Annotated in this window: 16 protein-coding genes and 1 pseudogene; 12 read left to right on the top strand and 5 right to left on the bottom strand. The window is 69.4% G+C overall.

Annotated features, from left to right (window positions below):
* Both ACH107_RS25305 and ACH107_RS25300 read right to left on the bottom strand, forming a co-directional pair.
* A partial coding sequence (locus ACH107_RS25305) for a hypothetical protein (protein ID WP_412508348.1) occupies positions 1-323 on the bottom strand: 323 nt, incomplete at its 3' end.
* A 9-nt stretch (positions 324-332) separates the two neighbouring features.
* A complete protein-coding gene (locus ACH107_RS25300) occupies positions 333-1,412 on the bottom strand; it encodes a LysR family transcriptional regulator (protein WP_412508346.1) in 1,080 nt (359 codons plus the stop codon).
* A 138-nt stretch (positions 1,413-1,550) separates the two neighbouring features.
* Between ACH107_RS25300 and ACH107_RS25295 the strand changes: the two genes are divergently transcribed.
* From ACH107_RS25295 to ACH107_RS25275, 5 genes are all read left to right on the top strand, one after another.
* Positions 1,551-1,835, top strand: a complete 285-nt coding sequence (locus ACH107_RS25295; protein WP_412508344.1) for a DUF4242 domain-containing protein — start codon at positions 1,551-1,553, stop codon at positions 1,833-1,835.
* 37 nt (positions 1,836-1,872) lie between these two features.
* Positions 1,873-2,760, top strand: a complete 888-nt coding sequence (locus ACH107_RS25290; RefSeq protein WP_412508342.1) for a class I SAM-dependent methyltransferase — start codon at positions 1,873-1,875, stop codon at positions 2,758-2,760.
* Positions 2,757-2,918 carry a hypothetical protein gene (locus ACH107_RS25285; protein ID WP_412508341.1) on the top strand — a complete coding sequence of 54 codons (162 nt, stop codon included), beginning with the start codon at positions 2,757-2,759 and terminating at the stop codon, positions 2,916-2,918. Before ACH107_RS25290 ends, ACH107_RS25285 begins: the two co-directional genes overlap by 4 nt.
* A 2-nt stretch (positions 2,919-2,920) precedes the next feature.
* Positions 2,921-3,439, top strand: a complete 519-nt coding sequence (locus ACH107_RS25280) for an OsmC family protein (protein WP_412508339.1) — start codon at positions 2,921-2,923, stop codon at positions 3,437-3,439.
* Between the two features lie 96 nt (positions 3,440-3,535).
* On the top strand, positions 3,536-3,910 hold the full coding sequence (locus ACH107_RS25275; protein WP_412508337.1) for a hypothetical protein: 375 nt from the start codon (positions 3,536-3,538) through the stop codon (positions 3,908-3,910).
* Positions 3,911-4,320: 410 nt separating this feature from the next.
* On the opposite strand, the gene ACH107_RS25270 is transcribed toward ACH107_RS25275, so the two are convergent.
* Complete coding sequence (locus ACH107_RS25270; protein WP_412508336.1) at positions 4,321-5,019, bottom strand: winged helix-turn-helix transcriptional regulator; 699 nt, start codon at positions 5,017-5,019, stop codon at positions 4,321-4,323.
* Between the two features lie 183 nt (positions 5,020-5,202).
* On the opposite strand from ACH107_RS25270, the gene ACH107_RS25265 reads away from it, so the two are divergent.
* The 5 genes and pseudogenes from ACH107_RS25265 (at position 5,203) to ACH107_RS25245 (ending at position 7,318) form a co-directional block, all read left to right on the top strand.
* Positions 5,203-5,424, top strand: a complete 222-nt coding sequence (locus ACH107_RS25265; RefSeq protein ID WP_412508334.1) for a tautomerase family protein — start codon at positions 5,203-5,205, stop codon at positions 5,422-5,424.
* An 87-nt stretch (positions 5,425-5,511) separates the two neighbouring features.
* The gene (locus ACH107_RS25260) at positions 5,512-5,913 is read left to right on the top strand and encodes a group I truncated hemoglobin (RefSeq protein WP_412508332.1); all 402 of its coding nucleotides are present in this window, start codon (positions 5,512-5,514) and stop codon (positions 5,911-5,913) included.
* Between the two features lie 46 nt (positions 5,914-5,959).
* Positions 5,960-6,331, top strand: a complete 372-nt coding sequence (locus ACH107_RS25255) for a cupin domain-containing protein (RefSeq protein ID WP_412508331.1) — start codon at positions 5,960-5,962, stop codon at positions 6,329-6,331.
* A gap of 172 nt (positions 6,332-6,503) precedes the next feature.
* Positions 6,504-6,920: pseudogene (locus ACH107_RS25250) on the top strand (class I SAM-dependent methyltransferase); the annotation flags it as partial.
* 89 nt (positions 6,921-7,009) lie between these two features.
* Positions 7,010-7,318 (top strand): hypothetical protein, encoded by a 309-nt coding sequence (locus ACH107_RS25245; RefSeq protein ID WP_412508349.1) that lies wholly within the window; start codon positions 7,010-7,012, stop codon positions 7,316-7,318.
* A 12-nt stretch (positions 7,319-7,330) separates the two neighbouring features.
* On the opposite strand, the gene ACH107_RS25240 is transcribed toward ACH107_RS25245, so the two are convergent.
* On the bottom strand, positions 7,331-7,759 hold the full coding sequence (locus ACH107_RS25240; RefSeq protein ID WP_412508329.1) for a hypothetical protein: 429 nt from the start codon (positions 7,757-7,759) through the stop codon (positions 7,331-7,333).
* A gap of 119 nt (positions 7,760-7,878) precedes the next feature.
* Between ACH107_RS25240 and ACH107_RS25235 the strand changes: the two genes are divergently transcribed.
* Positions 7,879-8,772, top strand: coding sequence for a LysR family transcriptional regulator (locus ACH107_RS25235; protein ID WP_412508328.1), 894 nt, complete (start codon positions 7,879-7,881; stop codon positions 8,770-8,772).
* Between the two features lie 187 nt (positions 8,773-8,959).
* Here the strand turns inward: ACH107_RS25235 and ACH107_RS25230 are convergent, their stop codons facing one another.
* Positions 8,960-10,018 carry an alpha/beta fold hydrolase gene (locus tag ACH107_RS25230; protein WP_412508326.1) on the bottom strand — a complete coding sequence of 353 codons (1,059 nt, stop codon included), beginning with the start codon at positions 10,016-10,018 and terminating at the stop codon, positions 8,960-8,962.
* On the opposite strand from ACH107_RS25230, the gene ACH107_RS25225 reads away from it, so the two are divergent.
* Entirely contained in the window at positions 9,966-11,102 is a 1,137-nt protein-coding gene (locus ACH107_RS25225; protein ID WP_412508324.1) for a DMT family transporter, read from the top strand. The two genes, ACH107_RS25230 and ACH107_RS25225, sit on opposite strands and share 53 nt — an antisense overlap.
* The last annotated feature ends 83 nt before the right edge of the window (positions 11,103-11,185 follow it).

Raw genomic sequence — 11,185 nt, 5'->3', positions numbered from 1 at the left:
GCGCACCACTGATCGAAGCCCGGCGTGCCGATCTCCAGCCCGACGAGGAAATCGGTCGCCGGGTCCTGCGGGGCCGCCGGCGCGGCGTCCGGGTCCCCGGCGTCGGTCGTGATCAGATCGGGGTCGAGCGCCACGCGCTCCCGCGTCTGCCGCAGCAGCCGGTCGGCCTCGGCGCCGAGCGCGCGGCGCATCTCGTGCAATGTGCCGCGCAGCGCCTTGCGGGTGGGAAAACGCACACGCGTGCCGTGCCCCGACAGCACGGCCGGGCGACCGCAGAGTTTCAGGACAAGGACGGGTGTGTCGTCGTGTCCGGGCTGCGCCATGGGCCCAGCCTACCCGATCCCGCCGCGCGTGGACAGCGCAGCCGGCAGGGGCCATGCCGTCCCGCGGGACCGGCGCGGTCCGCCTATGGCGCCATCAGCCTGTCCATCGCTGCCTTCGTTCGCGCCGCCTCTGCCGCGAGCCAGTCGGCGAAGCGCATGACCTGCGCGCGCGAGCCGGCCCCGGGGCGGACATGCAGGCGGTAGGGGTGTGGCGCGGTCAGGCTGTCGCGGGCCGGACAAGCTGAGGCTGCCCGCCTCGAGCGCGTCGAGCACGCAGGACAGGCCGCAGACCAGCAGGCCGGCGTCCGATTTCACGCTGTCGAGCGCGTTGCGGACCAGCGCGTAATTGACGGCGCGCTCGGGCGCGGTCCGGCCGTGGGGATGGGCGGCCAGCCACTCGGCCCAGCCCGGCGTGTCTGGCGCATCGGAACGGGGCTTGATGTGGAGCAGCGGAAACCCCTCGAGGCTGCCCCCTTCGGAGTGCTGCCACATCCGGTCCCGGTCGCCCAGCGTCCCGACCGGCAGGTAGCGCGGCCCGCCATCCCCCGCCCGGGTAAGGTCCGGCTCGGCGATGCGCGCGGCGTTCTCCGGCGAGCCCACTGGCAGGAACGCCTCGTGGTAGAGCACCGCGCCGTCCGCCGCGCGGCCGCCGGGATCGCGATCGACGATGATGTCGGCGGCCCCCAGCCGCATCGGCACGTCGCCCTCGCCGTTGACGTTGAAGGCGACGTTGGGATGGTCTGCGCGGAACCGGGCCAGCCGCGGCCACAGCCACATGTCGGCCCAGTCCGGGTCGGCCGTGATGTGGATTTCCGCGCTGCGCTGGAAATCGAGGCTGTCGGCGACCCGGTCGAGCGCGGCGAAGGCGGCGTGCAGGTCGTCGAGCGCCGCCTGCAGCGCCGGCGTCGGCCGCAGCCCCGAGCGCCCGCGCAGCAGCAGGTCGGTTTCGAGATACGCCTCCAGCGCCCGGATCCGCTGACCCACCGCCGCCGGGGTGATGCCGAGCCTGTCGCCCGCCCCCTGCAGCGAGCCCTCGCGCAGCGCCATGTCGAGCGCCTGCAGGGCGTTCAGATGGGTGACCCGTGACATCGCGCCGAGGGTTTTTCCGTGCCGAAAGGTTCGCTTCCATTATGCACGAAATCTTTAGCGCGCACGCAAAATTTCATGGTTGGGCGATCCGCGCCACGGCAGGCATCCTCGGGCCACGCTCAAGGAACGGAGAGACCCATGACAGAGATCAAGAGATTCATCATCGAACGCGACATCCCCGGCATCGGGCAGATGTCGGTCACCGAGCTCCACGGCGCGGCGCGCTCCTCCAACCAGGCGGTGGGGCAGATCGGCGACGCCATCCAGTCGCAGCACAGCTACGTCGCCGGGGACAAGACCTTCTGCGTCTACCTCGCCGACAGCGAGGAGACGATCCGCAGGCATTCCGAGCTCTCGGGCATCCCGGTGACCGTCATCACCGAAGCGCCGCAGGTGATCGACCCGCTGACCGCCAACAACTGAGCATGACCCACACAAGCCCACGCAAAGGAGGGCCACCATGGACCAGGACAAGCCCATGACCCTGCCGGGGACCGTCGTCGGCGATTTCGGGGGCGCCTACAGCGTGCCGCTCGTGCGGATCGGCGAGGCGCTCGGTCTCTACGCCGCGCTCGACGGGGCGCCGCAGACCCCGGCCACGCTCGCCGAGACGACCGGCTGCGCCGAACGCTACCTGCGCGAATGGCTCGCCAACCACGCGGGCTGCGGCTACGTCACCTTCGATCCCGACACCGGCGCCTTTTCGCTGACCGAGGAGCAGGCGATGGTCTTCGCCCGCCCCGACAGCCAGGTCTACCTGATCGGCGCCTTCGACACCGCGGTCAGCGGCATCGAGAACCATCCGCGGGTCGAGGCCGCCTTCCGCTCCGGCGCCGGGGTCGGCTGGTCGGAGCAGTCCGCCTGCCTCGCCTGCGCGGTCGCCAAGTTCTTCCGCCCCGGTTACGAGGGCAACATCGTCGAGGCGTGGCTGCCGGCGCTCGACGGCGTCGTCGAGCGGCTGCAGGCGGGGGGCCGGGTGGCCGATGTGGGCTGCGGCCACGGCTTCTCGACCCTGATCATGGCGCGCGCCTTTCCGCAGGCCGAGGTCGTCGGCTTCGATTTCCACGCCCCCTCGATCGAGGCGGCGCGCGCCCACGCCGCCGAGCACGGGCTGGACAATGTCCGCTTCGAGACGGCGACGGCACAGGACTATCCGGGCGGGCAGTACGACCTGGTGACCTGCTTCGACTGCCTGCACGACATGGGCGATCCGGTCGGCGCCGCGGCGCATGTCCGCGAGAGCCTGAGGCCGGGCGGCAAGTGGATGATCGTCGAGCCGCTGGCGGGGACAGCCTGCGGGAGAACCTCAACCCGGTCGGTCGCCTGTTCTACGCCGCCTCCGCCATGATCTGCGTGCCCACCTCGCTGGCACAGGACAGGGGCATGGCGCTCGGCGCGCAGGCCGGAGAGGCGCGGCTGCGCGAGACCATCGAGGCCGGCGGCTTCGGCGGCGTGCGCCGCGCGGCCGAGACGCCCTTCAACATGGTCCTCGAAGCGGCAGGCTGACCTTGATACCCTTGAGACGGGTGGGCGCCGCCGTCGATCCGGCCGCGCCCGGCCCGACCGGAACTGGGGACGGGATGGACAGCGACGAGGCGATCCGCCAGCCGCAGGCGCGCGTCATGGAAGTGTTCGAGAAACGCCCCGCGGCCGGGCAGAGCACTCCGGCGGTCTCCGCGCATATCGAGGACGGTCTGCGCTGCGCGGTCGCGGAGGGCGACCACACCGTGGTTGCCGACATGCCCGAGGTGATGGGCGGTGACGCGGCCGGCCCCTCGCCCGGCTTCTATGCGCGCGCCGGGCTGGCGAGCTGCATCGCCATCCGCATCAAGATGACCGCCGTGCGCGAGGGGCATGTGCTGGACCGCGTCGAGGTGCGCGTGGAAACCGATTTCGACGACGCGGCGCTCTTCGGGCTGGCGCGATGCCGCTATATCGTCAAGGTGCCGACCGCGGTCGACATGACCACGGACGAGATCATCCACGGGATCGGGCCCGTGGTGGAGGACTACCTGTGGCGCGCCTGAAACGTCAGCGGTGCGAGCCCTTCGCCATGGTGGCGCCACCGATGGGGGACCTGAGCGGAATTGCGACTCGGTCCGGTCGTATGTCAAAGGGTCCGCATGACAAAGGACAACGGTGATACCGATCTCATGCCGCTTGTCGCGGTCGGGGCGTCACTCGTGGCCATCGGCACGGCCCTCGGCGCGACATGGCCCATTCTCGGATTCTTGATGCTTGTGGGTGCGGTGACGCTTCTGGTGTTTGCCGTGGTGCGCATGGTGCAACGTCAAAAGGGGCAGACCGCGGGGCGCGCGCCCGAACGCTCCGATATCTGGCTGGCGGCGCTTGTCGTCGGCATGATGGCGTCCGGCGGCGGCGCGGCGCTGTCGGCGGTGCATGCGCCGATTGTCGGCCTGGGGATCGCGCTCGGCGGCGGCGTGCTTTGCGGTGTCGGTGGCTGGCGGATGATCGTCGGAGCCAACGGGCGCGATTAAGATGTATTGACGGAGAGCACCAACCCGTCGGGTGACCATAGTGAGAAGAGGAGGTCCGGCCCTGATCTGCCCTTGGGCAAGCCCCGCCTCCGCGGGGGTGCGGCCCATCATTCCGGACTTTCACCGCGATTGCAAAAACAAGGACGCAGCGAACTCACACTTTGTGGACGAAGCTTCAGTTCGCTACGACCGCCCAAAGGCAGCAATCTGAGCATCACGGCGTGGTGTTCCAACAAAAGGGGTGGGAACTCATATGCGCCGCTCAGGTGCGGGAAGGTCGTTGGGAGAATTCGAAAACGGGCTTTCAGACCGACTTGAAATCGGGCGTTTCGCTCCGTCTCCGCACGGAGACGCCGGCCCCGGGTCAATCCATCCCGCACCCGAACGATCGGCGGCGTTGAACGCTCATCTCAGGCGGTCAGCTTTTTCACTTTGGCAAAGGGGCTGAGGCCCAGCCATGTCTGCATGGTGTTGGCGAGCGCAGTGTGGCCCGTCAGCGAAAGCGCGCCGGCCTCCACCGCGCGCGCGACCGTCCTCAGGCCCATCCAGATCTCCGTCATCGTCCGCAGGTCGACATGGACGAAGAGATCGACATCAAAGCCGGGATCGATGTGGCACAGGTCCACGGTCCGGTCGGGCTCCACGATCAGCCACCACCTGCGCTGCGAGGGCGGCAGTTCGGGGTAGATGAACGCGATCACCGTGCGCCGCTCGGGCACGGGCTCGGTGCGCAGGTTGCGCCGCATGTCCCACATCAGGAGCTCGGGATCGAGGTTTTCGAGCGAGGGCTCGGCCTCCACCCATTTCTGTCCCCAGATGCCGATCGCCTCGACCACCGGCTGCAGGTCCCGGCCGGCCTGCGTGAGCCGGTAGGCCTCAATCTCGGGCGCCCCGGGCACCTTTTCCCGCTCTACGACCCCCGCCGCCTCCAGTTCGCGCAGGCGCTTGGACAGGAGCGCCGGCGACATCCGCGGCACGCCGCGGCGCAACTCGTTGAAGCGCGCCGAGCCGGCGACAAGCTCGCGCAGGAGCACCATCGTCCAGCGCGTGCACAGGATTTCCGAGGCCATCGCGACCGGGCAGAACTGCTTGTAGCTGGCGTTGGTCATTCGGGCCTCCCTGATCGGTCCAGCCGAATCCTATCAAGCGCGCCCGCCGGCTGGCCAGTTCAGAAACTGTATTGCCCGGGATTCAGTCCGTGAACTGGCCGGCCCGTCCCGCCCGCGTCAGTCTGGGTGCATCGGACGGATCCGATGACAAACAGCGCAACATCCAACAGGAAGGAGCACGACATGCCACTTGTGGACATTCAACTGATCGAGGGCGTCTTCGACGACATCCAGAAGCAAAGGATGATCGAGGAGGTCACCGAGGCCATGGTCGGCATCGAGGGCGAGGCGATGCGCGGCGTGACATGGGTCCGCGTCCAGGAGCTCGCCAGCGGCGCCTGGGGCATCGGCGGCAAGGCGATGACGACCGGCGACATAAAGGCGGTCCAGGAACAGAGGGCCTGAGCGCGACCTCGGGCCGGGCCCTCCCGCCCGGTCCGATCGCTGCGATGGCCGGCGCACAGCAACAACCAAAGAAAGGAGGAAGATGACATGAACACATCCGTTGCAGAAAAGCTCGGCACCGTGCCCCTTTACGAACGCCTCGGAGCCGCGGCCGGAATCGAGAGGCTGGTCGATGCCAGCATCGACGGGCATATGCGCAACCCGGCCATCAAGGCCCGCTTTCTGCCCTATCGGGACGCGCCGGACAGACTGGCGGACCTGAAGCAGCATCTGTGCAGGTTCATGGCCGTCGGGACCGGCGGCCCGGACGAGTATGACGGTCGCAGCATGCCGGAGGCGCATCGCGGGATGAAAGTCAGCGAGGCGGAATACATGGCCGCGATCGACGACATCCTGAACGGGATGGACGGCCACGGCTATGACCGGGCGCTCCGCAACGAGGTTCTGGCGATCCTCTACTCGCTGAAGGAGGAGATCATGCGCGTCTGAAGCGAAGCGCGCATTCAATATGACAAGCAATTATCGGAGAATATCAATGGACACCGCGAACTCAATCGAAACCCGGCGGTTCGACAACCCCGACGACAAACTCGACATGAAGGAGCATGGCGGCATCGACATCATCAAGATGGCCGACGGCACGACCGGCATGCACGCGATCTTCGAGCCGGGCTGGACCTGGGAGAAGGACGAGAAACCGCTGCTCGGCTCGCCCGACACATGCCCGATGCGCCATACCGGCTACTGCATTTCCGGACGGCTCGTGGTGCGCATGGTCGAGACGGGCGTCGAGACACCGATCACCAAGGGCGATTTCTTCGAGATCCCGCCCGGTCACGATGCCTATGTCGATGGCGACGAAAGGGTCGAACTGATCCTGTTCGAGCCGCCTGAACACGCGCATTGAGAACGGGCATAGAGCGGGCCGGAACCGACGGTTGCGACCCTCGCGCGCGTGCTGGTAAGATCGTTGTCTGATCGCTGCGCCTGCGAGCCCGGCGCCGCCTGTCCGAAAGGGTGCGCGGACGGGGCGCCGGGCACGACACGTCAAGCGGAAAGCACCCGGACAGGAGGACGCCATGCCTGACATCTATGCGGAGATCCGCGCGGCGGATCGAGACACCCAAGGAATGCTGGCCGATGCCATGATCACCCGCGCCGCGGACGGGGCGCTCACCGCGATGCGCCGGCAGTACTTCGACTGGCTGGGGCTGCCGCCGGGCGCGCGCGTGGCCGAGATCGGCTGCGGCCCCGGCGACATAACCCGCGACCTCAAGGCGGCCACCGGCGCCGCCGAGGCCGTCGGAATCGACCCCTCGCCGGTGATGATCGAGCGGGCGAACCAGCGGCACGGCGACGACCCGGCGCTCGGCTTCGTCGAGGGGACGGGCGCGATCTTCCGCTGGCGGACGGCTCGCGCGACGCGGTCGTCTTTCACACCTGCCTGTGCCATGTCCCCGGGCCGGACGGCGCGCTCGCCGAGGCCCGGCGCGTCCTGAAGCCGGGCGGGCGGCTCGCGGTCTTCGACGGGGATTACGCCACCACGACCGCGGCGCTCGGCGACCGTGATCCGGTGGGGCTCGCCGTGGATCACGCCATCGCCCACCTGGTGCATGACCGGTGGCTGGCGCGATCTCTCCCCGCGCGGATCGCGGCGGCGGGGTTCGAGGCCGACCGGGTCGATGCGCATCCCTATCTCGCCGAGGGCGCGGCGGCTTATTTCATGACGCTCGTTGACCGTGGTCTCGCCTTCATGGTCCGCGACGGGCTGATCTCGGAGCCCACCGCCAACGCGGTGCGGGCCGAGGCCGAGGCCCGCGTTGCCGCGGGCACCTTCTTCGGCTTCATCTCGTTTCTCAGCGTCCTGGCCTCGCGACCCGCGGACGAGGCCTGACGCCTGAGCGGCTCAGAAACTCCGCCCGTCCTCGATGCGTTCCAGCGCGCCGCTTTCGCTGCCGTCGGCGCGGAACTTGTGCGACGTGCCGTCGATCATCAAGACGTGAAGGCAGCGCAGCCGCCCCGCGTTGCGCCCGTCCCAGGACAGGCAGATCCGGTCGTCAGTCGTGACCCCGTAGAACCCGGTGCCGGTCCAGTCGCCGCCGATCAGCCGGCCCTCGATGGTGTTGTCGTCGCCGTAATGGATCAGCACCTCCTTGTCGCCGGAGGCGGCGACCCATTTCACCGTCTTGCCGACCATGGTCTGGGCGATCTCGTCGGAGCCGAGTTTCTTTGCGCCGGCCTCGAGGGCGGTCTCCATTGGCGTCATCTCCGCCGCCGCGACCGCCGGCAGCGCCGCAATGCAGGCGGCACCGGTGAGCGTGCTTTTGAGTGTCATCGCGTATCCTCCGAACTGCTGTTGCGTTCAGGTCGCTTGACCCGGCTTCACCGTGGCAGCCTGCGCGGGTGGCCCGCGACCCGTGATTTCGCATCCGGATTATGCAAGAATGCATGGCGATGGACTGGGACGACTTGCGCCTCTTTCTTGCCGTGGCCCGGGCAGAGTCGCTCTCGGCGGCCGCGGTGGCGCTCGGGGTGAATCAGTCAACGGTCTCGCGCAGGCTGGCTGCCATGGAGGCCGACCTCGACACACGGCTGATCGAACGCCGGGCGGACGGGCCTCTGCTGACGGCAGCGGGGACCGAACTCCTCGCCACCGCGACCAACGTCGAGGCCGAGGTGGCGCGCGCCGACCGCTGGCTCGCGGGTCGCAACTCGCTGCTGACGGGCCGGTTGCGGATTACCTGCTCGGACAATTTCCTCGAGGCGTTCCTTGCCCCGCGCGTCGCCGCCTTCGCCGAAATGCAACCGGACATCGACCTCGACATCGTGACGAGCTACCAGCATCTGAGCCTCGCCCGCCGAGAGGCCGACATCGCGATCCGCACCACGACGACCCCGCCGGAGACACTTGTCGGCCGGCGGCTCTTCCGTTTCGCCCTGGCGGTCTACGGGGCGCGGACGCGCTATGCAGGGGCCGGGCCGCCGCCGGATCCGGCCTCGCTCTCCTGGATCGGGTGGGAGAGCGAGGGCTTCAACCGCATCATGATCCACGACCACTTTCCCGCCGCAACTGTGCGCCGTCGCACCGACAGCCTTGTGGCACAGCGGGCGCTGGCGCGGGCGGGGCTTGGCGTGGCGGTCATCGGCTGCTTTGCCGCCGACCCGGACCCGGATCTCGTGCGGGTCTGGCCCGGCCCGATCACCGAGAACGCGATGGACTTGTGGATCCTCACGCATCCCGACATCCGCCGGACAGCACGCGTGCGGGCTTTCATGCGTTTCGCGGCGGACGCCTTTCTCGCGGAGCGCGAATTTTTCGAGGGCCGCCGACCCGCGTGCCGGCCGTGAACGACCGGGGGATATGCACCAGCGCGCCGCTTTCGCTGCCGTCGGTGCCAACCTTGCGTGGCGTGCCCTTGCATTGAGGACCTGAAGGCAGCGCAGCCGCCCCGTGTCGCGCCCGTCCCGGGACAGGCCGGTCCGTTCGCCGCGGCGGCCGGACCGAGGATTGAACGTCTGTTCCTTCCCTCGGCGATCAGTCCGCCAGGGCCGCGACGATGGCCTGCGCCCGGCTCTGCACGCCCAGCTTGTCGAGGATCACCGAGACCTGGTTGCGCACCGTCTTCTCGCTCTTGCCCAGCCGCACGGCGATGTCGCGGTTGTAGCGCCCCTCGGCCACCAGCGCCAGAACGGCGCTCTCGGCCGGGGTCAACCCGGCTTCGCGCGCGGTGCGACGCCCCGCGGGCGCGTCCTGACCGAGGAACCGGGCCAGTTCGTCATGCAGGACCGTCCAGGCCGGCTCGTCCGGCAGCAGCACGTGGTTGGCGCTGTCCAGCGGCACGAAACGCGCCCCGGGTATCGCGCCGGCCAGCTTGCAGCCCTCCTCGAAGGGCACCCGCATGTCGCCCCGGCACTGCAGGACGAGCGTCGGCACCTCCAGCCGCGCCGCGCGGTCCAGCACGTCGATGTCGTGCATGGTCCGCAGCAGCTCGGCTGCCACCTCGGGGCTGGCCGTCCGGCGCTCGAGATCGGCCCACCAGCCGTGCTGGTCCTCGGTGCCGCCGGGGAGGAAGAGGTTTGTGAAGAAGCGGCAGAAGGCCGGGTTCGCGCGGCCCCAGCCGATGCGGGCGAAATTGACCAGCGTCTCGGCCTCCAGCACCTCCGCCTCGGTGCGGGCGCGGGTCCGGGCGCCCTGCGCATAGGCGTTGATCAGCACGAGCCTGGAGACCCGCTCGGGGTGGGCGAGCGCGTAGTCGATGGCCAGCGCGCCGCCCTGCGACAGGCCCAGCAGGACGAACTGCTCGGCCGGAATGGTGTCGGCCACGGCCGCCAGGTCGGCATTCCAGGCGGGCAATGACAAGTCCGTCACGGCGCGGTCCGACAGGCCGCAGCCGCGCGGGTCGTAGCGCACGAAGGTGTTGCGGGCCGAGAGCGCCTCGACCCAGGGCCGCCAGACCGGGCTTTCAAGGTCGTATTGCACGTGGCTCAGCCAGTGGGCCGCGCGCAGGATCACCGGCCCCGCGCCACAAGAGGCCACCGCGATGCGGGTGCCGTCGGCCGAGGTGCAGAAGCGGATGTCCTGGTGCAGCGACATGACATGCAAGGTAACATCTGCAAGGGTGTGTGACCACGTGCAGGCCCCGCGCCGCAGGGCGCCCTGTCGGGCCGCGACGAGAATGCCTGATACGGGCCCGCGCGGGACACGGGTCCCACACCGACGGCAGAATTTCCCCAACGCGCGGGACTGCCACCTCATGCGCCGCGAGCGCAGGTCGATGACACTGGACCCGATCATGTTGAGGAGACCGGCCATGCCACGAAAACATCCATTCGCCGGCCGACACGAGACACTGGCCGTCCTTGCCCTGATCGCCGCGGCGCTCTTCTGGTCGGGCAACTTCATCGCGGGGCGGGCCCTGCGCGACGATATCGGCCCGGTGGCGCTGAACCTCGTGCGCTGGGGGCTCTGCCTCGCGCTGCTGCTGCCACTGGTGAGCGGCCGGCTGGTGCGCCACCGGCGCGTCGTGCTGCGGGAGTGGCGGCTCCTGCTCGGCCTCGGCGCGACGGGGATCGCGACCTTCCACACGCTGACCTACCAGGCGCTGTCGCACACGACGGCCGTGAACGCCCTGCTGATCCTCGCGCTCGCCCCGGCAGCCATCATGGCCGGGGCCCGGCTGACCGGCGACAGCCGCCCCGGCGCGCTCCAGTGGATGGGCTGCCTCGTCTCGCTGGCCGGCGCGGGCGTGCTGATCACGCGCGCCGACCCGTCGCGGCTGCACAGCGTGGGCATGAACCCCGGCGACCTCTGGATGCTGGCGGCGGTGCTCGTCTGGACAATCTACTCGCTGCTTTTGCGGCGGCGCCCGGCCGATCTGCCGCAGGCCGTCACGCTCGCTGCCAGCATCGCCGTGGCGCTGGCGCTGCTGATCCCCGTCTTTCTGGTCACCGGCGCGACCCTGCCGCGCGCCCCGGGGCCCGGGGCGGTGGCGGCGATCCTTTACATCGCGGTCTTCGCCTCGCTCGTGGCGTTCCTCTGCTGGTCATACGGCGTGGATGAAATCGGCGCCGCCCGGGCCGGGCAGTTCGTCTACCTCATGCCGGTCTTCGGCCCCGTGCTCGCCATCGTCATCCTCGGGGAAACGCTCGGGCCGGCGCAGATCGCCGGGGCTCGATGATCGGGGCGGCCACGCTCTCGGTCGCGTCTTCGACAAAGGCCACGCGCGGCCCCGGAAAGAACCCCTGCGCCTTGATCGCGTCC

The organism is Roseovarius halophilus (ex Wu et al. 2025) (assembly GCF_047086965.1).
Note: the sequence above shows the minus strand (reverse complement) of the source record. Positions and strands in the feature narration are given on the sequence as shown.

Coding starts and splice junctions, on each gene's coding strand:
- ACH107_RS25275 (WP_412508337.1), top strand. CDS start 3,536: ATGACAAAGGACAACGGTGATACCGATCTCATGCCGCTTGTCGCGGTC.
- ACH107_RS25295 (WP_412508344.1), top strand. CDS start 1,551: ATGACAGAGATCAAGAGATTCATCATCGAACGCGACATCCCCGGCATC.
- ACH107_RS25240 (WP_412508329.1), bottom strand. CDS start 7,759: ATGACACTCAAAAGCACGCTCACCGGTGCCGCCTGCATTGCGGCGCTG.
- ACH107_RS25300 (WP_412508346.1), bottom strand. CDS start 1,412: ATGTCACGGGTCACCCATCTGAACGCCCTGCAGGCGCTCGACATGGCG.
- ACH107_RS25285 (WP_412508341.1), top strand. CDS start 2,757: ATGATCTGCGTGCCCACCTCGCTGGCACAGGACAGGGGCATGGCGCTC.
- ACH107_RS25225 (WP_412508324.1), top strand. CDS start 9,966: ATGCGGGTGCCGTCGGCCGAGGTGCAGAAGCGGATGTCCTGGTGCAGC.
- ACH107_RS25260 (WP_412508332.1), top strand. CDS start 5,512: ATGAACACATCCGTTGCAGAAAAGCTCGGCACCGTGCCCCTTTACGAA.
- ACH107_RS25255 (WP_412508331.1), top strand. CDS start 5,960: ATGGACACCGCGAACTCAATCGAAACCCGGCGGTTCGACAACCCCGAC.
- ACH107_RS25230 (WP_412508326.1), bottom strand. CDS start 10,018: ATGTCGCTGCACCAGGACATCCGCTTCTGCACCTCGGCCGACGGCACC.
- ACH107_RS25270 (WP_412508336.1), bottom strand. CDS start 5,019: ATGACCAACGCCAGCTACAAGCAGTTCTGCCCGGTCGCGATGGCCTCG.
- ACH107_RS25290 (WP_412508342.1), top strand. CDS start 1,873: ATGGACCAGGACAAGCCCATGACCCTGCCGGGGACCGTCGTCGGCGAT.
- ACH107_RS25235 (WP_412508328.1), top strand. CDS start 7,879: ATGGACTGGGACGACTTGCGCCTCTTTCTTGCCGTGGCCCGGGCAGAG.
- ACH107_RS25265 (WP_412508334.1), top strand. CDS start 5,203: ATGCCACTTGTGGACATTCAACTGATCGAGGGCGTCTTCGACGACATC.